The sequence below is a fragment of the Halomonas almeriensis genome, from assembly GCF_030409235.1.
GTDB classification, from domain to species: domain Bacteria; phylum Pseudomonadota; class Gammaproteobacteria; order Pseudomonadales; family Halomonadaceae; genus Halomonas; species Halomonas almeriensis.
Map to the genome: position 1 here is coordinate 354,606 of NZ_JAUFPO010000006.1, position 23,491 is coordinate 378,096.

The following is a 23,491-nucleotide window of genomic DNA, read 5'->3' on the forward strand; positions in this document are numbered from 1 at the left end:
TTCGAGAAATGTACTGCCATGTTAGCGAAACCAGCCCTTCATCGCTTCGGTGATCTGACGCATGTCCTCGGGGGAAGTGATATAGGCGGGCATGGTGTACAGCCAGCGGCCAAAGGAGCGCAGCCATACGCCCTGGGTACGGGCGAAATCCGCCGCGCCCTCGAGCGAGGAGGCGTCATGCACCTCGATGGCGGCGGTGGCCCCCAGCACGCGGACATCGGCCACAGCCGGGTGGGCCCGCAGGTTGTCGTCTTCGACCAGTTCCTCGCACAGTACGCGGTTCAGGGTGGCAATCCGCCCCAGGTAGTCGTCTTCCTCGAAGACCGACAGGCTTTCCAGCGCCACGCGACAGGCCAGCGGGTTGCCCATGAAGGTCGGGCCGTGCATGAAGGCGTGCAGCTCGCTGTCGCCGATGAAGGTGTCGTGCACCCGGTCGTTGGCCAGGGTGGCAGCATGACCGAGGTAGCCGCCGGTCAGGCCCTTGGAGAGCACCATGATGTCCGGCGTGATATCGGCATGCTCGGCGGCGAACATGCGCCCCGTGCGACCGAAGCCGGTGGCTACCTCGTCGAGGATCAACAGCACATCGAATTTCTCGCACAGCTCACGCGCGCCGCGCAGGTAGGCGGGAGAGGTCATGTTGAGACCGCCGGCAGCCTGCAGCAAGGGTTCCATGAGCAGGGCGGCGATCTCGTGATGATGCGCCTCGAGAACGGCGCGCAGGGCGTCCAGGTCGGCCTGCACACTGGCCGCATCGGCATCGAAGGACGCTGTCGGCGCCGGGGCGAAGTAATGCTGTGGCAGGAAGCCGGCGAACAGAGAATGCATGCCTTCTTCCGGATCACAGACCGCCATGCAGCCCGCGGTATCGCCGTGATAGGCCTTCATCAACGACAGCATGCGATGCTTTTCGGGCTGGCCGCGCAGGTACTGATACTGCACGGCCATCTTCATGGCGACTTCCATTCCCACCGAGCCGCTATCGGAAAAGAACACATGATTCAGGCCCTCGGGGGTGACACGCACCAGCTCGCGAGCCAGCTGGTCGGCTGGATCGTGGGTCAGGCCGCCGAGCATCACGTGGCAGAGCGTGTCAGCCTGCTCCTGAATGGCGCGCACCAGGCGCGGGTGGCGATAGCCATGAATCATGCACCACCAGGAGCAGGTGGCATCCAGCAGCGACTCGCCGTTGTCCAGGATGAAGCGTGGTCCCTCGCCGCCAACCACTCTCGGAGCCGGATTCTGGGTCTTGAGGTGCGCATAGGGGTGCCAGACGGGCGAGGCGAGGCGTTGCTCGCCAGAACATGAGGAGGGTGCTGTGTCGGCGTTTCGCGGTTCAGTGGACATGACGGCTCCGGGCAGGGGGAGATGATGGCCCGGTACTGTACAGGTAAACCCGTAATTATTTAAAGGTTTACAACGCCGGTGGGCTGATTTGGCCCGCCACGACAACAGGGGCTGGCCCCTCATGCATCACATGAGAGGCCATGGCGTGAGATCAAGGCAATGGAATCCGCGGTGCTTCAGTGAACCGTGATCACCCGGCACTCGGCATCATGACTGACGCTGTGGGAAGTACTGCCGACCATCATGCCCTTGAAGTCGCTGAGGCCACGGCTTCCCAGCACGATGGCATCCACGTTCATGTTCTTGGCGGCCGTCACAATGGCTTGGCGTGGTTCGCCATGTTCGAGCTGGGTATTGATCGTGTCGTCAGCCAGCCCCATTGCCCTGGCTTCTTCCATGGCCTTCTCAAGCAATGCATTGCCCGCCTTGTCACGTTCCTCGAGCGACGCCTCGGACGGCACCGCCCCCAGGCCCCAGACCAGCAGTGGTTCATTGTCGCGAGGCTCTGGAACATGCAGCAGTGTGATGCTGCCGCCCTGTGAAGCGATGAGCTGGCTGGCGACCTGCAGAGCGATCTTGGAGTGTTCCGAACCATCGACCGGGACCAGGATGTGCTTGAACATGTTGGCTCTCCTTTGTGATGTGACGTCTTTTAGTCTAGGAGAAAAAAACAGCCTTGGATACCCAGGTGAGTTGCCGCGCGGTGATTTGACGCAGTCTTCATGACGGGGGAGGTTCGTCAGGTAGGGTGCCGGCTTAGGCAGGCTATTGGTCGCTACGCAGGGCGGCATCAGTGACCACCAAGAGTTGCGTTGCCGTAAATAAGCGAGGAGGAGAAAGGGGAAAACAAGTGGTGCGGATGGGGAGACTTGAACTCCCACGCCCGAAGGCACCAGAACCTAAATCTGGCGTGTCTACCAATTCCACCACATCCGCACGTATCTGGCAGGCGATGCTATTTTACTTATCGGTGGTGCCAAGTCAATCGGCGCTCGGCAGGGAAAGGTGTTGCGCAGCGGCGGTGGCGCGCTGTCCGGGGCTCCCTGCGTCGAGTCGCGGTATCAGGCCGAGGCAGGGGGCCTGGAGCGTCTGGCCGAGGGTAGCCAGGTTGGCCTGATAGTCGTGTTCATCGACGGCGAAGTCGGGGTCGATGAGGTTGCCGGCCCACCCGGCCAGTCGCAGGCCGTCGGCGCAAATCGCCTCGGCGCTGAGGCGGGCGTGATTGAGACAGCCGAGCTTCAGGCCGATCACCAGGATCACCGGCAGGCGCAGGCGTACAGCCAGTCCGGCGAGATCTTCGTGCTGGTTGAGGGGCACGCGCCAGCCGCCGGCGCCCTCGATCAGCGTCAGGTCACGTTGCCAGGCCAGCGGCTCGGCGGTGGCCGCGACCAGATGGTTCAGTGTCGGTACCCGGCCGGCACGCCGGGCGGCGAGATGTGGAGCGATGGCTGGTTCGTAGGCGTAGGGGTTGATGGTTTCGTACGGGACCTGGGGCCTGCTCTGCTCGCCGAGGGTCAGGGCGTCGATATTTCGCAGCCCTGCCGGAGTTTTGTCGCAACCCGAGGCTACCGGCTTGAGCCCCAGGGTACTCATGTCCCGCTGGCGAGCCAGGGCCAGCAGGCCGCTGGCCACCATGGTCTTGCCGGCGTCAGTGTCGGTACCGGTGACGAAGTAGGCTCCCATCTCAGCGCTCCAGGATCAGGGTCAGCAGGTGGTAGGTGACAGGCAGGCCGGCTGGTTCGCGCAGCGTCTCGTAGTGACGCCGTGCGCGGGCGAGGTCGGTTCGCGTCAGTCGTTTTCCTGGCCGCGCCACCTGGGCACCGACGCCCTTGATGGAGGCCATCACGGCGGTCAGATCCGGGTAGTGGAAGCGCTCCTCGCGCTCTTCCAGGGCGACATGGCGGAAACCGGCGCGTCGGGCGGCAGTCTGGTGCCGGGCGGCATCGCGGAAGTCCAGCAGGGCGGCGGGACGCCCGGGTTGTGACCAGGCCTGACTCACTTCGTGCAGGGTGCCGGGCGCCAGAGTGTTGAGCAGGGCGCGTCCGCCGGGCTTCAGCGCTCGGTGAATCTCGCCCAGGACGCGATCGAGGTCCGGGCACCACTGGATCGCCAGGTTGGAGATGACCAGGTCCAGGCTGGCGTCGATGTGGGGCAGCATGCCGGCGTCGCCGCAGATCCAGCGGATCGGCTGCGGATGGCGGCGGCGCGCTTCGTCGAGCATGCCCGGCGCCAGGTCGAGGCCCTCGACACGGCACTTGTCGCCGTAATGACAGGCTAGGAGCGCGGTCAGCTCGCCGGGGCCACAGCCCAGGTCCAGCAGGCGCTCCGCTGTGTCGGGGAGATGGGCCAGCAGGCGCTCGCTCATCATCTGCTGGGCGCTGGCGAGGTTGACGTAGTGAGGCGCGGCACGCGAAAAGGCCCGGGCGACGCGGGCGCGCCAGTCGGCGGCATCGGCCTGAGAGGTGGGCTCGGTGGCCAGCGCGGCAATGGTCATGCTGTTGGCTCCGGGCGTTCACGGTCAGGCCGATGTGTGTTGGCGATGGCCGCCAGCGATGTTGCCAGTTGCTGCGGGTCACTGAGCATCGTGCAGTGTCCGGCGTCCGCGATCCGCTGGTAGGCGCTGGCCCGCACCTCACCGGCGAGTAAGGGGTCGCGGGCGCCCGCGAGGCGGTGCACCGGACAGGAGGCGGCGTTCAGGCGGTGTCGGTTGTCGAGCCGCGCGAGCTGGCCGAGACCGGCATCGAGGGTGGCGATGGAGGCTGGGGCAGGGGTGCCGAGCAGCTGATGCAGCTCGCGGCGCGCGCGGCGAGGCTCGGGTTCGCCGCCCAGCTGCCAACGCAGAAAGTGTTCCCGGGCGGTATCCGGGGAGCGCTCGAAGGCATGCCGGAAATCGGCCAGGGCTTGTGCGCTGACTCCTTCCGGGTGAACGAAGCGCTCGCCGATGCCGAGCAGTACCAGGGCGCGCGGACTTGGCAGGTGGTCGAGCAGGGCGCCGGCCAGCAAGCCGCCGAGCGACCAGCCCACCCAGACGGCGTCGGCGGGCAGGTCGGCGGCCATGGCAGTGGCCAGCTCGCCCAGCGAGGCAGGATCGGCGAGAGGCGGGCGACCGGCATAGCCGGGCCAGTCCGGCGTTGTGACCTCGAGGTCGGTGGGCCAGCAGGGGGCGAGCGGCTGCCATATACGGGCGTCGCAGCCCCAGCCGCTGAGCAGAACCAGGCGTGTCATGCGGCCTCCTCGCGGCGACAGTCGTCCAGTGCCTCGAGCAGGGCATCGAGCGCCGAGGCATCATGGGCGGCGCTCAGGGTGATGCGCAGGCGAGCCTGGTCGCGAGCCACGGTGGGCGCGCGGATGGCGCCGACACGCAGTCCGGCCTGCGCCAGACGTTCGGTCCAGCGCAGCACGCGGCTGCTGTCGCCCAGTACTACGGGCTGGATCGGCGTGTTCGATTCGCTCAACGGCAGGCCGAGGCGTACGGCTTCGTGGCGAAAGCGGGCGATATTGGCATGCAGCTGCCGGCGTCGTTCGGGCTCGGCTTCGAGGATGTCCAGGGCCGCCAGGGTGGCCGCTGCCACGCCGGGCGGCTGAGCCGTGGTGTAGATGTAAGGGCGGGCAAACTGGATCAGGTGGTCGATCAAGGCAGCATCGCCCGCCACGAAGGCGCCGGCGCTGCCCAAGGCCTTGCCCAGGGTGCCCACAAGGACCGGCACCTGGTGGTGGTCGTGGGCGCGGCCCACGCAGCCGTCGCCGGCGTCGCCGAGCACGCCCAGTCCATGGGCATCATCGACCATCAGCCAGGCGCCCTGACGCTGACAGGTACTTGCCAGGCCGGCGATATCGGCCGTATCGCCATCCATGCTGAACACGCCATCGCTGATCACCAGCGCCGGCGCCTCCCGGGGAGCACGTTCGAGCAGGCGCTCCAGATCCGCGAGGTCACGATGGTGAAAGCGGCGCGAGGGCGCCTCGGCCAGCTGCGCGCCGTCGAGCAGCGAGGCATGGTTCAAGCGGTCCTGAAAGACGCGGGTGTGGCGATCGCACAAAGCCTGCAGCACACCCAGATTGGCCATGTAGCCGGTGGAGAACAGCAGGGCGCGAGGTCGGCCGGTCAGCTCGGCCAGACGCTCTTCGAGTCGCTGGTGAACGTCCAGGTGCCCGGAGACCAGATGCGAGGCCCTGGCACCGGCGCCGAGGCGTTTCGCGCCGGCGGCCTGGGCCTCTGCGAGGCGCGGGTCGGCGGCCAGGCCGAGGTAGTCGTTGCCGGCGAAATCGGTCAACGTGGCCGCAGGGCCGAGGCTGACCCGCTGGCGCCAGCCGTCCGCGGCGCGCCGCTGTGCGGCGGCTTGCGACAGTCGCTCGGCCCAGAGGTGTGCTCGCGACATTCGGGATCAGGCCTGGGCGGCGTCGTAGAAGAGGGCGTCATCCTGCTGGCGCTGAATGGCATGCGCCAGGGCGGTCTCGGTATCGGCCTCGTCGGCCTGGGTAGCGCGCTGCTCGGGGTGCAGGCCGAGCTTGTCGAACAGGGCGCGGTCCCGCTCGATTTGCGGGTTGCCGGTGGTCAGCAGGGTGTCGCCGTAGAAGATCGAGTTGGCGCCGGCGAGAAAGGCCATGGCCTGGGTCGATTCGTCCATCTGCTCGCGGCCGGCCGACAGGCGCACATGGCTCTGCGGCATCAGGATGCGGGCCACGGCGATGGCGCGAATGAACTCGAGCGGGTCCAGGTCCTCGACGTTTTCCATAGGGGTGCCGGGCACCTTGACCAGCATGTTGATGGGCACCGATTCCGGATGCGGCTGCAGACGCACCAGCTGCTGGAGCAGGGCGGCGCGGTCGCGGGGCGCTTCGCCCATCCCCAGGATGCCGCCCGAGCAGACCTTCATGCCGGCCTCGCGGACATTGGCGAGGGTATCCAGGCGGTCGGCATAGGAGCGGGTGGTGATGACCTCGCCATAGTATTCCGGCGAGGTATCGAGGTTATGGTTGTAGTAATCCAGTCCGGCCTCGGCCAGTCGGCTGGCCTGGTCGCTGTCGACCATGCCGAGCGTCATGCAGGTCTCGAGTCCCAGGGCCTTGACCCGGCCGACCATCTCCATGACCACTCGCAGGTCGCGCTCCCGCGGGCTGCGCCAGGCCGCGCCCATGCAGAAACGACTCGCCCCGGCCTCCTTGGCCGCCTTAGCCTGCTCCACCACCTTGTCGATTTCCAGCAGCTTTTCCTTGCCCAGGCCGGTGTTGTAGTGGCCCGACTGCGGGCAGTACTTGCAGTCTTCCGGGCAGGCGCCGGTCTTGATCGACAACAGGGTCGAAACCTGGACCGCATTGGGGTCGAAATGCGCGCGGTGTACCTGCTGGGCGCGGAACATCAGGTCGTTGAAGGGCAGCTCGAACAGCGCCTCGATCTCCTCCAGGCGCCAGTCGTGGCGTACTTCGGGTCGGGGGTCTAGGTTCAGATCAACCGTCGTACTGTCTTGGCTCTTGGCTGGCATGGAGGGCTCGCTGATGGTCAACATTAAGGATATATCTCGGTTGACGAACAGGGTAAGCGGTCGGCCGTTCATGTCAACCATTCATGACGTTCGGGTTGACGACTGGCTGCGTCGCGCATTGCCGGGGCGCTGTGCCTTCTGCCTGGGGGCTACGCCGGGGACGGCGCCCTGGTGTCGGGCCTGCCACCTGGAGCTGCCCTGGAACCTGCCGGCCTGCCCGCAGTGCGCCGAGCCTCAATCGGGGCAGGGCCGCGGGCGGCTTTGCGGCCACTGCCTGCGCCGGCAGCCGGCCTTCGCGGCCGCTCGAGTGCCGCTCCGCTACGAGGGCGCTGCGGCGGCACTGATCCAGCGTTTCAAGTTTCAGGCCTCGCCGCGCGCCGGCAGTGTCCTGCTAGCGCTGCTTGATGGTGCGCTGGAGACAACGCCTTCTCCCCAGGGACTGGTGGCCGTGCCGTTACATGATCGCCGTGCCCGCCAGCGGGGGTTCGATCAAGCGCAGTGGCTGGCCCGTCGCCTGGCGGCGCGCCGCGACATGCCGCTTTACAAGGCTCGTCGCCTGCGCGATACGCCCAGTCAACGCGGGCTCGATCGGCGGCAGCGGCGTCGCAACCTGCGGGCGGCGTTTCATGTCGAGGGAGAGCTGCCCGCGCATGTGGCGCTGCTGGACGATGTAATGACCACCGGCGCGACTCTGGATGCCCTGGCTCGCGCCTGTCAGCAGGCCGGGGCGCGGCGGGTGGAGGTCTGGGCGATGGCGCGCACGCCCTCTGCGTGACGGGTCAGCGCTCAGCGTCGCGGGTAGCACTCTGATAGCATGCAGTCTGAGATTCCGCCATCAGGAGCCCCGCATGACAGACTCGCTGCATCCCTTTGCCCGTCTTGACCCCTCGCGCGTGGTGGCGGCAGTCGAGTCGCTTGGGTTCTGGCTGCCCGGTGAGCCGTTCGCCCTGAACAGTTACGAGAATCGCGTCTTCATGCTGCATGACGATGAACGTCGGCGCTGGATTGCCAAGTTCTATCGCCCCGGGCGCTGGAGCAATGAGCAGATCCAGGAGGAGCATGACTTTCTCGATGAGCTGGCCGCCGCCGACGTTGCCGTGGCGGCGCCCTGGCGCGACGATGGGGGCGTCAGCCTGCATGACGCCGAGGGCTTTCGCTTTGCTCTGTATCCGCAGATATCCGGTCAGGCGCCGGAGCTCGATAATCCGGCGCATCTCTTCGCTCTGGGCGAGGTCATCGGCGCCATGCACGCCGTGGGCGAGCAGCAAGGATTCAGCCATCGTCGGCGCCTGGATCTTGACGAGATGTTGAGCGAAGCCTGCGAGGCGGTGCTGGCCAGCCCTTGGCTCGAGCGTCGTCAGCGTCAGGCCTACCGCCAGGTCACCGATGAGCTGCAGCGGGCTCTGGCCGACCGGGGCTGGGCGCCACAGGCGAATATCCGCGTGCATGGCGACTGCCATCTGGGCAACATGCTCGGCCGCGACGACACCTTTGGCCTGGTGGATTTCGATGACTGCCTGATGGCCCCGGCGGTTCAGGACATCTGGATGCTGCTGAGTGGTCAGCAGTCGGACGAATGGCAGATGCAGCTCTCCGAGGTGATCGAGGGCTATGAGCAGCATCGCGAGTTCGATCGCCGCGAACTGGCGCTCATCGAGCCGCTGAGGGCCCTGCGGCTGATTCGTCACAGCGCCTGGCTGGTGGCCCGCTGGGCGGATCCGGCCTTTCCCATGGCGTTTCCCTGGCTGGCCGAGTCACGGTACTGGGATCAGCACATTCGTCAGCTCGAGCAGCAGCGGCGCTGGCTGGACCCCCCCATGCCGTGAGCCCGTCATGGCGCTCGGGAGCTCGGGTGGGCCGATATGTCAGGCCGGGACTGCGTTGACCCGCGCCATGCGCTAGAATCATCCGCCTGCCCCGCGGACTCGACCGCGGGGTGTCGCTTTCACGGCAAGGCGTGGTGCCGGCATGATGCAGCACCACGATAATAACGCTGCACGGGGCCTTTGCATGACCGAACAACTCGCCGACCATTACCGCCATATCATTCAGGAGCTCGGAGAGGATCCTGACCGCGAAGGCCTGCGCGATACGCCAAGGCGTGCCGCCAAGGCCATGCAGTTCCTCAATCGCGGCTACTGCCAGTCGCTGGAAGAGATCGTCAACGGCGCCGTTTTTGAGTCGGATACCGACGAGATGGTACTGATCAAGGATATCGAGCTTTACTCGATGTGCGAGCATCACCTGTTGCCGTTTACCGGCAAGTGCCATATCGCCTATCTGCCCCGCGGCAAAGTGCTGGGGCTCTCCAAGTTTGCGCGTATCGTCGACATGTATGCCCGACGCATGCAGATTCAGGAAAATCTGACGCGCCAGATCGCCGAGGCGGTCCAGCAGGTGACCGATGCCCGGGGCGTGGCCGTGGTCGTCGAGGCGCATCATCTGTGCATGATGATGCGTGGTGTGGAGAAGCAGAACTCGAGCATGACGTCCTCGGTGATGCTTGGCGCTTTCCGCGAATCCCAGAGTACCCGCCAGGAATTCCTGACACTGGTGCAGTCCCGCTAGGAGGTGACACAAGATGGCAATGCTCGGCCTGGATGACCAGCACCTGGATCACGATCTGGCGACCATCCGCATCAAGAACCTGCGCCTGCGCACCTTCATCGGTATCAAGGAGGATGAAATCCGTAATCGCCAGGACGTGGTGATCAATGCGGTGATTCGCTACCGGGCCGATAACGCCGTGGCCTTCAATCACATCGAGCAGGCGCTCAACTATCGCACCATTACCAAGCAGGTCATTTCCCATGTGGAAGACAACCGCTTCGAGCTGCTGGAGCGTCTGACCCGGGAAGTGCTGGACCTGATCATGAGCTTCGATCAGGTGCTGACCAGCCAGGTGGAGGTCGACAAACCGCATGCCCTGAGGTTTGCCGACTCGGTGTCGATCACCCTCTCGGATTCGCGCGCTGCGCGCTCCTCAGAATGATGCCTCTTGAGCAGCGAGGCCCTGGTGTTGGCTTCCATGCCTCCATGCGCTTAGCATAGGGCCTATTCCAATCGAAGTGCATTGATCCCAGGAGCCGACCATGGATCCCCTGAAAGACAGTCTGAAGGAAACTCAGCTTTATTGCCCCTTCGCCTATATCGATGGCAGCTGGGTTGCGGCTGACAGTGGCGAGCAGATCAAGGTGGTCAATCCTGCCTCCGGCGAGATGGTGGGGGATGTGCCGCGGCTGGGGCGTGCCGAGACGCAGCGCGCGATCGAGGCGGCCGAGGCGGCGCTGCCCGCCTGGAAGGCCCTGACGGCCCTGGAGCGAGCCGATGCCCTGATGAAGTGGCATGATCTCATGCTGGAGCACCAGGACGATCTGGCGACCATCATGACCCACGAGCAGGGCAAGCCGCTGAAGGAAGCCGCCGGGGAGATTGCCTACGCCGCCAGCTTCCTGCGCTGGTTCGCCGGTGAGGCGCGGCGCGTCTATGGCGAGACGGTGCCGGCGGCATCCACCAATCAGCGTATCGTGGTGACCAAGCAGCCGGTGGGTGTGGTGGGGGCCATCACGCCCTGGAACTTCCCGGCCGCCATGATCACCCGCAAGGCGGGAAGCGCACTGGCGGCGGGCTGCACCTTTGTGGTTAAGCCCGCCAGCCAGACGCCTTTCTCGGCCACCGCCTTGGCCCTGCTCGCCGAGCGCGCCGGCATCCCCCGGGGCGTGTTTAATGTCGTGCCTGGCAGCGCCGCGGAGATCGCGGCGGCGCTCACCGAATCGCCCATGGTGCGCAAGATCACCTTCACCGGTTCCACGAAGGTGGGGCGTGAGTTGATGGCGCAGGCGTCGCAACATGTGCAGAAGGTCTCTCTCGAACTGGGTGGCAATGCTCCCTTTATCGTCTTCGAGGACGCTGACCTGGATGCTGCCGTGGAAGGGGCCATGGCGGCCAAGTTCCGCAATGCCGGCCAGACCTGTGTGTGCACCAACCGCTTCCTGGTGCAGTCGAGTGTCGTCAATGCCTTCTGCGAGAAGCTGGCGGTGGCGATGAGCAGTGAGCTCAAGGTTGGCGACGGCACCCGGGATGGTGTCAACATCGGCCCACTGATCGACGACCAGGCCGTGAAGAAGGTCACCGAACATGTTCAGGATGCGGTCGAGCACGGTGCCGAACTGCTGCTGGGCGGCCACCCGCACCCGCTGGGGGGCAACTTCTTCACGCCGACCCTGATCACCGAGGCCAACGACAGCATGAAGGTGGCCGGCGAAGAGACTTTCGGGCCGCTGGCCGCGGTCTTTCCGTTCGATGATGAAGAAGACGCCGTGCAGATGGCCAATGATACCGAATTCGGCTTGGCGTCTTACTTCTACTCCCGCGATCTGGGCCGCGTGTGGCGCGTCGCCGATGCGCTGGAATACGGCATGGTTGGCATCAACACCGGGCTGATCTCCAACGCGGCCGCGCCCTTCGGCGGCGTCAAGGCCTCGGGTCTCGGTCGCGAGGGCGGCCACCAGGGTATCGAGGAGTTCCTCGAGACCAAGTACCTGTGTATGGATCTAGGGGACTGACGCGAGTCAGCTCCCGGTAATGCCGGGAGCTGCGAGCTACGAGTGACGAGCTGTGAGCTGGTGCGCTCGCATTTCGCCGCTCGTTTCTCGCTACTCGTTTCTCGTCACTGGCGCTTAGCCACTCGTTTCTGGCCAGGCTTCAGTGCCTGAAGTGCCGCATCCCGGTAAACACCATGGCGATGCCGGCTTCATTGGCGGCGTCGATGACTTCCTGGTCGCGCATCGAGCCGCCGGGCTGGATGACGGCGGTGATGCCAGCGGCGGCGGCGGCGTCGATGCCATCGCGGAAGGGAAAGAAGGCGTCGCTTGCCATCACCGAGCCGGGCACCGAGAGGCCCTCGTCGGCGGCCTTGATGCCGGCGATGCGAGCGGAGTAGACGCGGCTCATCTGGCCGGCGCCGACGCCGATGGTCTGGCCACCCTTGGCGTAGACGATGGCGTTGGACTTGACGAACTTGCCGACCTTCCAGGCGAAGCTCAGGTCGCGGATCTCCTGCTCCGAGGGTTGGCGGCTGGAGACGACCTGCAGCGCGTCGCGCTCGACCTGGCCGAGATCGCGGTCCTGCACCAGCAGGCCGCCGGTGACACGCTTGAGGTCATGGGTCTGTTCACGCTGGCCGGGCCAGTGGTCAGCCACATCGAGTAGACGCACATTCTTCTTCCCGGCGACGATCTCCATGGCCTCCTGGCTGACCCCGGGAGCGATGATCACCTCGACAAACTGGCGCTCGACAATGGCGCGGGCGGTCTCGGCATCCAGCGCTACATTGAAGGCGATGATACCACCGAAGGCACTGGTCGGGTCGGTGGCGAAGGCCTTGTCGTAGGCGGCCAGGGCGCTTTCGCCGACAGCCACGCCACAGGGGTTGGCGTGCTTGACGATCACGCAGGCGGTCTCGTTGAAGCCCCTGACGCACTCGAAGGCGGCATCGGTGTCGGCCACGTTGTTGAATGACAGCGGCTTGCCCTGAAGCATGCGAGCAGTGCCGACCCCGGGCTCCTTGCTGGCCGGGTCCACATAAAAGGCCGCGGACTGATGGGGATTTTCCCCGTAACGCATGGACTGCTGCTTGTCGAACTGCAGGTTGTAGGTTCGCGGGAAACCGGCTTCGCCGCCCGGCGCGCGGGCGCCCAGATAGTTGGCGATGGCCCCGTCATAGCCGGCGGTGTGTTCGAAAGCCTTGACGGCCAGGTCGAAGCGCGTGGCCTCTTGAATGCCGCCCTGATCCATTTCCTGAATAACCCGCGGATAATCCTCGGCGTTTACCACAATGGACGTATGAGCGTGATTCTTGGCGCAGGCCCTGACCATGGTCGGACCGCCGATGTCGATGTTCTCGATGGCATCTTCCAGGCGGCAGTCCGGCTGGGCCACCGTGGCGGCGAAGGGGTAGAGGTTGACCACGACCATGTCGATGGCGTCGATGTCGTGCTCGACCATGACGGCATCATCCTGGCCACGGCGACCCAGGATGCCACCATGAATCTTCGGATGCAGCGTCTTGACCCGGCCGTCCATAATCTCGGGGAAGCCGGTATGCTCAGAGACTTCGGTTACCTCGATGTCGTTGTCGCGGAGCAGCCGAAAGGTGCCACCGGTCGAGAGCAACTCGACACCACGTTTGCTCAGGTCGCGGGCAAAGTCGACGATGCCGGTCTTGTCGGAGACGCTGATCAGGGCGCGACGAATCGCGGTGGCAGATGAACTGGGTTGGGCCATGGAAATACTCGTTTGCGGGCAAGGAGACGGGGAAACACGAACGAGGGCACTGTAGCGCCCTCGTCATTAAATCAGTCCATAGTGCTTAAGTTTCTTGCGCAGGGTGCCGCGGTTGAGTCCCAGGATGTCGGCGGCGCGAGTTTGATTGCCCTGGGCGTGATCGAGCACGGATGCCAGCAGGGGGGCCTCGACTTCGGCGATCACCATGGCATGCAGGTCGGTCACTTCACCGCCATCCAGGTGGTCGAAGTAGCGGCGCATGGCGGCATCTACTGCATCACGCAGGAGAATGTCATCGCCCGGTGTGGTCATGCTGTCGTCACCAGAGGGCTGGGCATCCCGGGCGGCGGTCTCGGGTAGCACGGTAGACGGGGTAAAGGCTTGGCTGCTGGTCATGCGGCACAGGTTCCATCCGATGTCACACCTCCGCGACTGCCTGATACTGGCTCGGCGGGAGCATGACAAAACAGTTCATCGATGTACCGGCACTGGTCATTGGCATTGTCCAGGCCGTTGAAAGTGGCACGCAGGCGTTTGCGCGTGGCGTCGTCGAAGCGTTGATCAGCCGACAGGTACCAGCCGATGTGCTTGCGGGCTATACGCACGCCCATGTACTCACCATAGAAGTCGTGCAGCGCGGCTAGGTGGCTGCTCAGTACGCGGCTGCGCTCGGTATCATCCGGTGGTGCCCGGTGTTCGCCATGGCAAAGGTAGTGGTCGATCTCGCGGAAGATCCAGGGGTTGCCCTGGGCGCCGCGACCGATCATTACCGCATCTGCTCCAGTATAGTCGAGAACCTGCCGAGCCTTCTCGGGGGAGTCGATATCCCCGTTGGCAAATACCGGCAGACGCACACTGGCCTTGATGTCGGCAATGGTGTCGTATTCTGCCTGGCCGCCGTAGCGCTGCTGGCGGTGCCGGCCATGAACGGCCAGCGCCTGAATGCCGGCCGCTTCGGCAAGGCGCGCCACCCGCACACCATTGTTGCTCTCGGCGCACCAGCCGGTGCGGATCTTCAGGGTGACCGGGATGTTCACCGCCTCGACCACGGCCTCGAGAATCTCGGCCACCAGCGCCTCGTCGCGCAGCAGGGCGGAGCCGGCGGCCTTGTTGCAGACCTTCTTGGCCGGACAGCCCATGTTGATGTCGATGACCTCGGCGCCCATGTCGGCGTTGAGGCGTGCCGCCTCGGCCAGCATGGCGGCATCGCCGCCGGCAATCTGCACCGAGCGCGGCCCGGGTTCGCCGCTGTGGTCCATGCGTAGCCGGGATTTTCGGGTATGCCACAGACTGGCGTCCGAGGTCACCATCTCGCCGACGACCAGACCGGCTCCCAGGCGACGACTGAGCGCACGAAACGGCCGATCGGTGACGCCGGCCATGGGGGCCAGAATCACCCGATTGGGCAGCTGGTGTGGGCCAATACGGGGCAGCGGGCTGGAATCGGACATTACGCGCGAACCGAGGCGACAAGGGGGCTACATCATACGCCCCCAGCCCGTCAGGGTGAAGAAGATCGAGACAATCGTTGTCCGGTGAGCCGCACCCAGCCTTCCCGAACCTCGGGTTCGTCCATGATCAGGCCTCGCTCCCGGTAGGCCGCGAGCACGTCCTCGGCCTGTGTTTCGAGGATGCCGGACAGTGCCAGTCGACCGCCCGGTGCCACCCGCTGCGCGATCTCGTCGGCCAGCTCGATGAGCGGGCCGGCCAGGATGTTGGCGACGACGATGGGAAAGCTCGCTGAGGGCTCCAGGTCCTCGGGATAGGCGAGCCGCAGGTCGTGCGCCTCGATACCGTTGCGCTCACCGTTGTCGCGGCTGGCGGTGAGAGCCTGGGGGTCGATGTCCGTGCCGGTGGCATGCCGGGCGCCGAGCTTGAGCCCTGCCACGGTCAGGATGCCGGAGCCACAACCGACGTCAAGGAGATCACGGTCGGCCAGTTCACCTTCCACGGCCAGGGCATCCAGCCAGGCCAGACAGAGCGCCGTGGTCGGGTGGGTGCCGGTGCCGAATGCCAGGCCCGGATCGAGCTGGAGGTTGACCGCCTCGGGGTCCGGTGCCTGGTGCCAGCTTGGCACGATCCAAAGGCGCTGACCCATCTGCAGGGGCTCGAAATCGGCCATCCATTCGCGTTCCCAGTCGCGATCCGCGAGTAGCTCATGCTCGATCTCCGGGCAGGCCTCCCCCGGCATGGCCTCTGCCCAGGCCGCGGCCAGTCGCTCGAGCATGGCGGGCAGGCCCTCGAGGTCGTCGTACAGGCCGCTCAGCACGGTCTCATTCCATAGCGGGGTGGTGCCGCGTTCCGGCTCGAAGAGCGGCTCGTCCTGGGCATCCTGCAGGGTGATGGCGGTGGCGCCTTCGTCGAGCAGCAAATCTTCCAGGAGTTCGGCGTGTTCCGGTGCGACGTGGGCCTTGAGTTGCAGCCAGGGCATGGGGACTCCACAGCGGTGTAGGGGCGAAGACAACGGGGCGGCCGAAGCCGCCCCGTCACGGGTGTTGCAGCAGCGACCGCGGTCAGAGGTCGAGCTTTTTCTCCAGATAGTGGATGTTGACGCCACCCTGCTGGAAATACCCGTCCCGTACCAGGTCCTTGTGCAGGTCGATGTTGGTCTTGATACCTTCGACCAGCAGCTCGTCCAGGGCGATGCGCATGCGCGTCAGAGCGGTTTCACGGTCGTCGCCCCAGGTGATCAGCTTGCCGACCAGCGAGTCGTAATGGGGCGGCACCGAGTAGCCGGTATAGACATGTGAGTCCATGCGCACGCCCAGGCCACCCGGTGGATGATATAGGCTCACCCGACCGGGGGAGGGCATGAAGGTGCGCGAATCCTCGGCATTGATGCGGCATTCGAAGGCGTGTCCGGAGAGCTCAATATCTTCCTGGCTGACCGACAGCGGCAGGCCGGAGGCGATGCGCAGCTGTTCGCGGACGATGTCGACGCCGGTGACCATTTCGGTGACCGGGTGTTCGACCTGAACTCGGGTGTTCATTTCGATGAAGAAGAACTCCCCGTTCTCGTACAGGAACTCGAAGGTCCCGGCGCCGCGGTAACCGATCTCGATGCAGGCATCCCGGCAGGCCTTGAAGACCTGCTCGCGAGCCGCCTGGTCCAGGCCGGGGGCCGGCGCCTCTTCGAGGACCTTCTGGTGACGGCGCTGCAGGGAGCAGTCGCGGTCATACAGGTGAATGGCGTTGCCCTGACCATCGGCCAGCACCTGAACCTCGACGTGGCGCGGGTTTTCGAGGTACTTCTCCATGTAGACGGTGCCGTCGCCGAAGGACGAGTGGGCCTCGGTGCGCGTCACGTTCACCGCCGAGAGCAGGTGGCCCTCGGTGTGCACGACCCGCATGCCTCGCCCACCGCCGCCGGCGGCCGCCTTGATCATGACCGGGTACCCGATGCGCCGCGCGGTGGCCAGCGTGGCTTCCTCGTCATCGCCCAGCGGGCCATTCGAACCGGGGACGGTGGGCACACCGGCCTCTTTCATGGCACTAATGGCGCTGACCTTGTCGCCCATCAGGCGAATGGTCTCGGCAGACGGGCCGATGAAGGTGAAGCCGGAGCGCTCGACCTGCTCAGCAAAGTCGGCATTCTCCGAAAGGAAGCCATAGCCGGGGTGGATCGCGCTGGTGTCGGTGACTTCGGCCGCACTGATCAACGCCGGAATGTTCAGGTAGGACTGGGCCGAGGAGGCCGGGCCGATACACACCGCCTCGTCGGCCAGTCTTACGTGCATCAGTTCGCGGTCTGCCTTGGAGTGCACGGCAACCGTTCGAATGCCCAGCTCCTTGCAGGCGCGCAGGATGCGCAGGGCGATCTCGCCGCGATTGGCGATGAGAACCTTGTCCAGCATGATGGAATCCGCCAGTGTTGTGAGGAGATCAGGAAATGACGACCATCGGTTGTTCGAACTCGACTGGTTCGCCGTCCTCGACCAGGATCGCTTCGACGACGCCGTCGCGGTCGGCTTCGATCTGGTTCATCATCTTCATGGCTTCGACAATGCACACGGTCTCGCCTTTCTTGACGCTCTGGCCAACTTCAACGAAGACCTGGGCGCCGGGAGCAGGCGCACGGTAGAAGGTGCCGACCATGGGCGACACGATGGGCTGTCCCTGATAGGTGGGGCCATCGTCGGCGCTCTCGACCTCGGCGGCCGGTGCCGTAGCGGGCGCGGCCGGAGCCGCCGGGGCGGGAGCCGGCCAGGCAGGAGCGGCTGCCTGGGGCTGTTCCGTGCCGTTGGGGTGGCGGGTGATACGAACCGACTCCTCGCCTTCCTGGATCTCGATCTCGCTGATGTTCGACTCTTCCAGTAGCTCGATCAGCTTCTTGACCTTGCGGATATCCATGACGTTGTCTCGATCAGTGGGTTCTGGGGCTGCCCGGCGCTGTCAACCCGGGCCAGTTTTGTATAGATCGCAGCATGTTTGCGTGCTTTGCCGCTGCCGGAGGCCTTCAGGGCCAATGTGGGCGGAGTTTGCCGAAAATCGCCGTGGTTGTCCAGCCAGCGACGAACAGCGTTCACTTTTCGCCATGAAACGCCGTCGCGGTGGCGGAGGGCTGAGTCAGCCGGGTCATGACGTCGTCGAGCTGGCGGGCCAGTTGTTCGCTGCTGGCCTGCCCCTGGATGCGGGCGGCGCGGATTTCCTCTCCATCGTCGAAGAATAGCAGGCTCGGGGGGCCGAAGAGGTCGAAATGATCGAGCAGACGGCGACTGGCCGGATTGCTCTCGGTGACATCCACATCGATGCGTCGAAAGGGCGCCAGCGCGCGCTGCACCCGGTGATCGGTAAATACCTCGCGTTTCATGACCTGGCAGGAGATGCACCATTCGGCGGTGACGTTGACCATGGCCGGTGCCTCCCCGGCCGCCAGGGCGTCACGCAGCTCGTCGAGGCTCTTGACTTCGGTGACAGACTGATGTGGGCGGGCTCCGGCCTCGGGTCCTCCCCGCTGAGTCTGGGTGGGGGCCAGGGGCTGCAGTGGGTCATCGCTGCCGCGGGACGCGCCGATGACCAGTACCACCGCCCAGACCAGAAGCAGAATACCGGCGGCCTGTCGTACGCGCGGCCAGCCCTGGGGAAGCCCGGGAGACAGAGCGCCCAGCGTCAGCGCGGTGCCGCATGCCAGAGCCGCCCACAGCATCAGCACCAGGGGGCCGGCCAGCAGTCGCTCGATCAGCCAGATCGCCACGCCCAGCAGCAGGATGCCGAAGCCATGCTTGACGCCGTTCATCCAGCCGCCGGACCGCGGCAGCAGGGTGACCCCGAAGGTGCCGACCAGCAATAGCGGAACGCCCATGCCCAGCGCCAGAGCCAGAAGGGCGGCGCCCCCCATCAGGGCATCACCGGTGGAGGAAATGAACACCAGGGCGCCGGCCAGCGGTGCCGAGACACAGGGCGAGACCACCAGTACCGAGAGGGCACCGGCCAGCGCCAGCCCGGCCGGCCCGCTGCGCCGCGCCCTGTCCTGCCAGGCGTCGAGGCGTTGAGTCAGACCGGATGACAGGCGCAGATCGAAGGTGCCGAACATGGCCAGGGCGAACAGCACAAAGAGAATCGCAAAGCCGATCAGCACCGGGGGTGATTGCAGCCGCGCCTGCAGGTTCAGGCCGGCCCCAAAGAGTCCCATGAGCACGCCGACCAGGGCGTAGGTACTGGCCATGCCGGCGACATAGCTGGCGGACAGCGCCAGGGCTCGTGGCCGGCCGGGGTTCTGGCCGACGATGATGGCCGAGAGGATGGGCACCATCGGCAGCACACAGGGGGTGAAGGTCAGGCCCAGGCCGGCCAGGAAAAAGAGCCCCAGGACCAGCGGCAGGCTGGCGTCGCGCATGAGGGCGCTGAAGCGTCCATCCTCGCTGCGCAGGGTGCTGCTGTCCGGCGCGGCCGTCTCTTCGGCGGCGTCGGCGGAGTCGGGCGAAGCGCTGGTTGACGATGTGGCGCTCATCCCGGCAAAGGCTGCCGGGGCCTGACCCTGTGGCGCTTCGAGCGTGATGGTTTCGGGCGGGTAGCACAGGCCGGCCTCGGCGCAACCCTGGTAGGTCAGGGCGATATCGAGAGGGCCTTCATGTCCCTGTCTGAGCGGTACCGCGAACATCATACGGTCGTGGAACACCTGCACCTCGCCGAGGAATTCATCGGTTCTGGCTTCGCCGGGCGGCAGGGCCGGCTCGCCGAGGTTGATGCCGTCGGTCGCCGAGCCGACCGTGAAGCGATGGCGGTACAGGTAATAGCCTTCGGCACTCTCGAAACCGATCCGGAGTGTCTCGCCGTCATGCCAGGCAGCGGGCTGGAAGGCTTCCTCGACGGGCAGAAAGTTTGATGAGTCGCTGGAGGAGAACCAGTCCGCCGTCACCGGCGAGGTTAGTAACAGCAGCCAGAGCAGGCCGAGTAGACGCAGAGGCTTCACGAAGGTTCCTGTCATTCCTTGGGGGTTCCAAACGAGTGGTGATGGGCCGGCAGCGCCATGAGCAGGTGACCCTGGATTCCGCTCCCGGGCAGGGCTGCGGCCGAGCGGCATGCGGGTGAGACTCGCCGCACGGCTTGGGGTTCCGTCTCGGGGCCGCTATGCTCAATGGCGTTGGCCTGGATGCGACATCAGGATAACGTAGTCGGGTGCCGGCGTGACACGACCGCCGGCTCTTCACCTTTTGACAGGGAACAGGCATATGGGATTGACCGGAACAAACAAAGCGGCGCGCCGCCGTCGGGACGAGGTACTAGAACGCCCTCAATACGGCTGGACCTGGAAGCCGCTGCTGGTCCTGCTGGTGCTTTATCTGATTGTCACCCTGGCGCTGGGCGTATGGTGGAGTCGCACGCCAGCTCACCCCCTGGCGCAAGAAACGCCAGCGTCACAGGCTGGCGCCGGTCAGGATGGTGGCAAGACGGTCGACCGGGTGGTCGCTACCCTTCAGACCCTGCTCGACAAGCCGGGAGGCTATCTGGGCAATGACATCGCGCCCCCCGGCGTCTGGCTGGATAACATGCCGGCATGGGAACTCGGGGTGTTGCGTCAGACCCGGGGCCTGGTCGAGGCGCTGCCCTCCCTGCTGGAAGGCTCATCCGAAGGCCTGACATCGGCGGCCGTGAGTCTGCGGGGTAACGGCCGGAACTGGCTCTATCCGTCTACCGAGCATCACCTGCGCCAGGCGATCGAGGCGCTGGAACAGGCTGGCCCGCAGGCGACGTCGGCGTCCGGTGGACTGGCGACCTGGTTGGGTCAGGTTGCCGAGGATCTGGACAATACCGGAGTGCGGCTGTCCGCCAGCGTGGGGGATCGCAAGCGTCTTGCCGAGCTGGGCATCGCTGTGTCGTCCCTGCCCGAAGCGACCTCCTGGTATCGGGTCGACAACATCTTCTTCGAGGCTCGGGGGCAGGCCTGGGCACTACGCCATCTGTTGACCGCCTTGCGTCAGGACCACCAGGCTGCCATCGAGGAAGCGGGACTCTCCCGCACCTGGGAGGCCCTGATGGCCGAGCTGGAGCGCAGCCAGCGGCGTTTGTGGAGTCCTCTGGTTCTCAATGGCTCCGGGTTCGGCATCTTTGCCAACCACTCGCTGGTCATGGCGAGCCATGTGTTAAAGGCGCGCGACCTGGTGCGCGAGCTGGCCGACGGGCTCGCGGCTGATCGGAATGCGGCCGGGAAAGCCGCCACGGCGAGCGACGCTGCCGGGACAGCCGCTACCGATGCATCACCAAAGGCCGAGCAGGCGGATTGAGCGCATTTCCCCCCGTTTTTCCTGCCGTGCCACAAACGCTCGGGGGCCGTCTTAAGACGGCCCCCGAGCGTTGGCGTCGGTCTGTTCTTCAGCCTCAGGCCTTCCGGTAGGCGTCCACGGACTTCTCGATGGCCTTGCGGGCGGCTTCCGCGCCTTCCCAGGACTCGACCTTGACCCACTTGCCTTTCTCGAGATCCTTGTAGTTCTCGAAGAAGTGCGCAATCTGCTGGCGCAGCAGTTCCGGCAGGTCGGTCACTTCATGAATGTCATCGTAGAGGCTGGAGAGCTTGGCGTGCGGCACACAGACCAGCTTGGCATCCTCGCCGGCTTCATCGGTCATGTTGAGGACGCCCACCGGACGGGCGCGAATGATGCTGCCGGGAGCGACCGGGTAGGGGGTGACCACCAGGGCGTCGAGCGGGTCGCCATCATCGGCCAGGGTGTGCGGGATGAAACCGTAGTTGGCCGGGTAGAACATCGGCGTCGCCATGAAGCGGTCGACCATCAGGGCGCTCATGTCCTTGTCGATCTCGTACTTGACCGGAGAATGGTTGGCGGGAATCTCGATTGCCACATAGACGTCGTTGGGCAGATCCTTGCCGGCGGGGATGTTATCGAAGTTCATGAGTTCGTCCTTCTTGGCGTATGTCATGGGGCGGTTGCCCGGAAGTGGCCGAATTATACGAAGCTGCCCGGGGGATTACCAATCCCCCATTGGCCTCAGATGTTGACACCGGTCAGGGGATTGGTTGAAGGGGGCGCAAGCCAGGCTGCAGGGCGACGTGTATGATGGCGCCCTGTCGATCCGCTGACGTCGGTGAATCACGACCCGAGGAGAATGTCTTGGCACCCGCAACACTGTCACTGAGTTATGGTCAAGCCTTCGTGGTGCCGGATAAGGGGCGGCATCGCAGCTCGATGTCGGTTCAGACGCCCGAGGCGGCGCAATGGGCCAGCAAGGGGGCCTGTGCCCTGATCAGTGATGCCACCATGCGCAACAGCCTGGCTCGTCAGGCCGGTGATATCAGTGTCCGGGGCTTTCTCGCCGACTATTATTCGACGCCCGATCACTGGGACGTCAAGACCTCCGCCAATCGCGTGCTCAGCGCACTGAACGCCTGGTGTTACGGCTTGAGCCAGCAGCTGAGCAATGGCAGTTATGTCAGCTCGCTGTCGGCCATGATCTATCGCGGCCAGGAAGCGCACCTCTTTCATCTGGGCGACACCCTGGTCTTCCGACTGCGTGGTGCCGAATTCGAGCAGCTTTCCCGTGACCACGTGACCGATCTTGGCGGTTATCGTTATCCGTCCCGCGCACTGGGCATGGACGCCAGCATCGACATTGATTATGTGCCCCTGCCGCTCAAGCAGGGGGATATCTTTCTGTTCACCACCCGGGCGGTGCAGGGCACGCTGATGCCCTCCGATTACGTGGGGCTGATTCGCCAGGACGCGAGTGATCTGGATGCGGCCTGCGAGCGTCTGGCGCAGACAGCGCAGCAACGGGCCCAGGAGCGGGGTTATGGCGGCGATTCCTTCTGCTTCCAGTTGGTGCGCATCGATGAACTGCCGGCGGAAGAGGTCGACAGCCCCGACAAGGTCTACGGTGATCTGCCCATTCCACCGGAGCTGGCGGTCGGTGAGCGCCTGGATGGCATGGAAGTGCTCGAGATACTGTCACGAACGGCCCAGTCGCGGGTCTATCGGGTACAGGATCTGCGCAGCGAGCGCGACATGGTGTTGAAAGCGCCCAGCCCCGAGCTTTCCACCCGCAACGCCTACCTCGAGCACTTTCTGTTGCAGCAGTGGGTGGTCGAACGGGTGCATTCGCCCTTTATCGTGCGGGTCATGCAGCCTTCACGACCGCGGCGTTATCTCTACTACCTGATGGCGCATGTCGAGGGTGAGACCTTGACCGAGTGGGCACGGCGTCATCCCCGGGCCAGCCTGGCCCAGCGGCTGGATATCGCCATTCAGCTCGGCAAGGCGCTGCAGGCGCTGCATCACCGCGATCTCCTGCATCAGCAGGTACATCCCGACAACGTCCTGATCGACCGCCATGGCCAGGTGGTGCTGGCCGATTTCAGTGCCTGTCACATGCGCGATCTGGACGGCCATCGCCGCTCCCGCAACCTGGTGCGTCAGGTCGGACTGACCGAACACAGTGCCCCGGAGTATGCCCTGGACGACGAGGTGGGGCGTCGCAGCGACCAGTACTCCATGGCATCGACGGTGTACTGGCTGTTGACCGGCGAGCTCCCGTACGGTGTGGCCACTCGGGACCTGCTGCGCCACACCGACCTGGAGAAGATGGCCTATCGAAGTGCACGCAAGTTCAATTCGGAGGTCTCGCCGGCGCTGGATGAAGCCCTGAAGCGGGCCCTGGCCCCGCAACGAGCCCTGCGCTACCGGCGCCTGTCAGAGTGGCTTCACGCCCTGCGTACACCTGGCGAGGCGTCGAGTGACCCGTCCGGCCCTCAGTCCAGCGGCGCCCGGACCCGTTTCTGGCAAGGCGTGGCGGGCCTGTTGCTGGTGCTGCTGGTGGTGTCGTGGTTGTTACGCTGAGCTACGAGCTACGAGCTACGAGCTACGAGCTACGAGCTACGAGCTACGAGCTACGAGCTACGAGCTGACTGCTCGCCGCTCGTTTCT

The 23,491-nt window shown here is 65.2% G+C and carries 22 protein-coding genes and 1 tRNA gene; 7 read left to right on the forward strand and 16 right to left on the reverse strand.

What is annotated here, in order from left to right:
• Positions 1 to 21: 21 nt before the first annotated feature.
• The 8 genes from bioA to bioB all read right to left on the reverse strand — a co-directional run bounded on the left by bioA (position 22) and on the right by bioB (position 6,830).
• The gene (gene bioA / locus QWY74_RS05545) at positions 22 to 1,347 is read right to left on the reverse strand and encodes an adenosylmethionine--8-amino-7-oxononanoate transaminase (protein ID WP_264825096.1); all 1,326 of its coding nucleotides are present in this window, start codon (positions 1,345 to 1,347) and stop codon (positions 22 to 24) included.
• Between the two features lie 176 nt (positions 1,348 to 1,523).
• A complete protein-coding gene (locus QWY74_RS05550) occupies positions 1,524 to 1,970 on the reverse strand; it encodes a universal stress protein (protein ID WP_264825097.1) in 447 nt (148 codons plus the stop codon).
• 228 nt (positions 1,971 to 2,198) lie between these two features.
• Positions 2,199 to 2,283: transfer RNA gene (locus QWY74_RS05555), tRNA-Leu, on the reverse strand.
• Between the two features lie 45 nt (positions 2,284 to 2,328).
• Positions 2,329 to 3,030: a dethiobiotin synthase gene (gene bioD / locus QWY74_RS05560; protein WP_290313964.1), complete on the reverse strand. Its 702-nt coding sequence runs from the start codon at positions 3,028 to 3,030 to the stop codon at positions 2,329 to 2,331.
• Position 3,031: 1 nt separating this feature from the next.
• Entirely contained in the window at positions 3,032 to 3,841 is an 810-nt protein-coding gene (locus QWY74_RS05565) for a malonyl-ACP O-methyltransferase (RefSeq protein ID WP_264825099.1), read from the reverse strand.
• Positions 3,838 to 4,572, reverse strand: coding sequence for an alpha/beta fold hydrolase (locus QWY74_RS05570; protein ID WP_290313965.1), 735 nt, complete (start codon positions 4,570 to 4,572; stop codon positions 3,838 to 3,840). The genes QWY74_RS05565 and QWY74_RS05570 overlap by 4 nt, the downstream gene beginning before the upstream one ends.
• Complete coding sequence (gene bioF / locus QWY74_RS05575) at positions 4,569 to 5,726, reverse strand: 8-amino-7-oxononanoate synthase (protein WP_264825101.1); 1,158 nt, start codon at positions 5,724 to 5,726, stop codon at positions 4,569 to 4,571. Before bioF ends, QWY74_RS05570 begins: the two co-directional genes overlap by 4 nt.
• 6 nt (positions 5,727 to 5,732) lie before the next feature.
• Positions 5,733 to 6,830, reverse strand: coding sequence for a biotin synthase BioB (bioB, locus tag QWY74_RS05580; RefSeq protein WP_264825102.1), 1,098 nt, complete (start codon positions 6,828 to 6,830; stop codon positions 5,733 to 5,735).
• A 70-nt stretch (positions 6,831 to 6,900) separates the two neighbouring features.
• Here bioB and QWY74_RS05585 point away from each other — a divergent pair, with 70 nt between their 5' ends.
• From QWY74_RS05585 to QWY74_RS05605, 5 genes are all read left to right on the forward strand, one after another.
• The gene (locus QWY74_RS05585) at positions 6,901 to 7,605 is read left to right on the forward strand and encodes a ComFC family protein (protein WP_264825103.1); all 705 of its coding nucleotides are present in this window, start codon (positions 6,901 to 6,903) and stop codon (positions 7,603 to 7,605) included.
• 73 nt (positions 7,606 to 7,678) lie between these two features.
• The gene (locus QWY74_RS05590) at positions 7,679 to 8,656 is read left to right on the forward strand and encodes a serine/threonine protein kinase (RefSeq protein WP_264825104.1); all 978 of its coding nucleotides are present in this window, start codon (positions 7,679 to 7,681) and stop codon (positions 8,654 to 8,656) included.
• A 184-nt stretch (positions 8,657 to 8,840) separates the two neighbouring features.
• Entirely contained in the window at positions 8,841 to 9,398 is a 558-nt protein-coding gene (gene folE, locus QWY74_RS05595) for a GTP cyclohydrolase I FolE (protein WP_264825105.1), read from the forward strand.
• A gap of 13 nt (positions 9,399 to 9,411) precedes the next feature.
• Positions 9,412 to 9,822, forward strand: a complete 411-nt coding sequence (gene folX / locus QWY74_RS05600; protein ID WP_264825106.1) for a dihydroneopterin triphosphate 2'-epimerase — start codon at positions 9,412 to 9,414, stop codon at positions 9,820 to 9,822.
• A gap of 100 nt (positions 9,823 to 9,922) precedes the next feature.
• Positions 9,923 to 11,395 (forward strand): NAD-dependent succinate-semialdehyde dehydrogenase, encoded by a 1,473-nt coding sequence (locus tag QWY74_RS05605; protein ID WP_290313966.1) that lies wholly within the window; start codon positions 9,923 to 9,925, stop codon positions 11,393 to 11,395.
• Positions 11,396 to 11,534: 139 nt separating this feature from the next.
• On the opposite strand, the gene purH is transcribed toward QWY74_RS05605, so the two are convergent.
• The 7 genes from purH to dsbD all read right to left on the reverse strand — a co-directional run bounded on the left by purH (position 11,535) and on the right by dsbD (position 19,527).
• Positions 11,535 to 13,115: a bifunctional phosphoribosylaminoimidazolecarboxamide formyltransferase/IMP cyclohydrolase gene (gene purH / locus QWY74_RS05610; protein ID WP_264825108.1), complete on the reverse strand. Its 1,581-nt coding sequence runs from the start codon at positions 13,113 to 13,115 to the stop codon at positions 11,535 to 11,537.
• 66 nt (positions 13,116 to 13,181) lie between these two features.
• Positions 13,182 to 13,511 (reverse strand): DNA-binding transcriptional regulator Fis, encoded by a 330-nt coding sequence (gene fis / locus QWY74_RS05615; protein WP_494337329.1) that lies wholly within the window; start codon positions 13,509 to 13,511, stop codon positions 13,182 to 13,184.
• Positions 13,508 to 14,566, reverse strand: coding sequence for a tRNA dihydrouridine synthase DusB (dusB, locus tag QWY74_RS05620; protein WP_264825109.1), 1,059 nt, complete (start codon positions 14,564 to 14,566; stop codon positions 13,508 to 13,510). Before dusB ends, fis begins: the two co-directional genes overlap by 4 nt.
• 50 nt (positions 14,567 to 14,616) lie before the next feature.
• Positions 14,617 to 15,546, reverse strand: coding sequence for a 50S ribosomal protein L11 methyltransferase (prmA, locus tag QWY74_RS05625; protein WP_264825110.1), 930 nt, complete (start codon positions 15,544 to 15,546; stop codon positions 14,617 to 14,619).
• Positions 15,547 to 15,628: 82 nt separating this feature from the next.
• Positions 15,629 to 16,969, reverse strand: coding sequence for an acetyl-CoA carboxylase biotin carboxylase subunit (gene accC / locus QWY74_RS05630; protein WP_264825111.1), 1,341 nt, complete (start codon positions 16,967 to 16,969; stop codon positions 15,629 to 15,631).
• A 28-nt stretch (positions 16,970 to 16,997) separates the two neighbouring features.
• Positions 16,998 to 17,465 carry an acetyl-CoA carboxylase biotin carboxyl carrier protein gene (gene accB / locus QWY74_RS05635; RefSeq protein WP_264825112.1) on the reverse strand — a complete coding sequence of 156 codons (468 nt, stop codon included), beginning with the start codon at positions 17,463 to 17,465 and terminating at the stop codon, positions 16,998 to 17,000.
• A 172-nt stretch (positions 17,466 to 17,637) separates the two neighbouring features.
• Positions 17,638 to 19,527: a protein-disulfide reductase DsbD gene (gene dsbD / locus QWY74_RS05640; RefSeq protein WP_290313967.1), complete on the reverse strand. Its 1,890-nt coding sequence runs from the start codon at positions 19,525 to 19,527 to the stop codon at positions 17,638 to 17,640.
• Between the two features lie 259 nt (positions 19,528 to 19,786).
• Here dsbD and QWY74_RS05645 point away from each other — a divergent pair, with 259 nt between their 5' ends.
• Entirely contained in the window at positions 19,787 to 20,839 is a 1,053-nt protein-coding gene (locus tag QWY74_RS05645; RefSeq protein ID WP_290313968.1) for a DUF2333 family protein, read from the forward strand.
• A gap of 94 nt (positions 20,840 to 20,933) precedes the next feature.
• Here the strand turns inward: QWY74_RS05645 and ppa are convergent, their stop codons facing one another.
• Positions 20,934 to 21,464, reverse strand: coding sequence for an inorganic diphosphatase (gene ppa, locus QWY74_RS05650; protein WP_264825115.1), 531 nt, complete (start codon positions 21,462 to 21,464; stop codon positions 20,934 to 20,936).
• Between the two features lie 218 nt (positions 21,465 to 21,682).
• On the opposite strand from ppa, the gene QWY74_RS05655 reads away from it, so the two are divergent.
• A complete protein-coding gene (locus tag QWY74_RS05655) occupies positions 21,683 to 23,404 on the forward strand; it encodes a bifunctional protein-serine/threonine kinase/phosphatase (protein WP_264825116.1) in 1,722 nt (573 codons plus the stop codon).
• The last annotated feature ends 87 nt before the right edge of the window (positions 23,405 to 23,491 follow it).

Coding starts and splice junctions, on each gene's coding strand:
- bioA (WP_264825096.1), bottom strand. CDS start 1,347: ATGTCCACTGAACCGCGAAACGCCGACACAGCACCCTCCTCATGTTCT.
- QWY74_RS05550 (WP_264825097.1), bottom strand. CDS start 1,970: ATGTTCAAGCACATCCTGGTCCCGGTCGATGGTTCGGAACACTCCAAG.
- bioD (WP_290313964.1), bottom strand. CDS start 3,030: ATGGGAGCCTACTTCGTCACCGGTACCGACACTGACGCCGGCAAGACC.
- QWY74_RS05565 (WP_264825099.1), bottom strand. CDS start 3,841: ATGACCATTGCCGCGCTGGCCACCGAGCCCACCTCTCAGGCCGATGCC.
- QWY74_RS05570 (WP_290313965.1), bottom strand. CDS start 4,572: ATGACACGCCTGGTTCTGCTCAGCGGCTGGGGCTGCGACGCCCGTATA.
- bioF (WP_264825101.1), bottom strand. CDS start 5,726: ATGTCGCGAGCACACCTCTGGGCCGAGCGACTGTCGCAAGCCGCCGCA.
- bioB (WP_264825102.1), bottom strand. CDS start 6,830: ATGCCAGCCAAGAGCCAAGACAGTACGACGGTTGATCTGAACCTAGAC.
- QWY74_RS05585 (WP_264825103.1), top strand. CDS start 6,901: ATGTCAACCATTCATGACGTTCGGGTTGACGACTGGCTGCGTCGCGCA.
- QWY74_RS05590 (WP_264825104.1), top strand. CDS start 7,679: ATGACAGACTCGCTGCATCCCTTTGCCCGTCTTGACCCCTCGCGCGTG.
- folE (WP_264825105.1), top strand. CDS start 8,841: ATGACCGAACAACTCGCCGACCATTACCGCCATATCATTCAGGAGCTC.
- folX (WP_264825106.1), top strand. CDS start 9,412: ATGGCAATGCTCGGCCTGGATGACCAGCACCTGGATCACGATCTGGCG.
- QWY74_RS05605 (WP_290313966.1), top strand. CDS start 9,923: ATGGATCCCCTGAAAGACAGTCTGAAGGAAACTCAGCTTTATTGCCCC.
- purH (WP_264825108.1), bottom strand. CDS start 13,115: ATGGCCCAACCCAGTTCATCTGCCACCGCGATTCGTCGCGCCCTGATC.
- fis (WP_494337329.1), bottom strand. CDS start 13,511: ATGACCAGCAGCCAAGCCTTTACCCCGTCTACCGTGCTACCCGAGACC.
- dusB (WP_264825109.1), bottom strand. CDS start 14,566: ATGTCCGATTCCAGCCCGCTGCCCCGTATTGGCCCACACCAGCTGCCC.
- prmA (WP_264825110.1), bottom strand. CDS start 15,546: ATGCCCTGGCTGCAACTCAAGGCCCACGTCGCACCGGAACACGCCGAA.
- accC (WP_264825111.1), bottom strand. CDS start 16,969: ATGCTGGACAAGGTTCTCATCGCCAATCGCGGCGAGATCGCCCTGCGC.
- accB (WP_264825112.1), bottom strand. CDS start 17,465: ATGGATATCCGCAAGGTCAAGAAGCTGATCGAGCTACTGGAAGAGTCG.
- QWY74_RS05645 (WP_290313968.1), top strand. CDS start 19,787: ATGGGATTGACCGGAACAAACAAAGCGGCGCGCCGCCGTCGGGACGAG.
- ppa (WP_264825115.1), bottom strand. CDS start 21,464: ATGAACTTCGATAACATCCCCGCCGGCAAGGATCTGCCCAACGACGTC.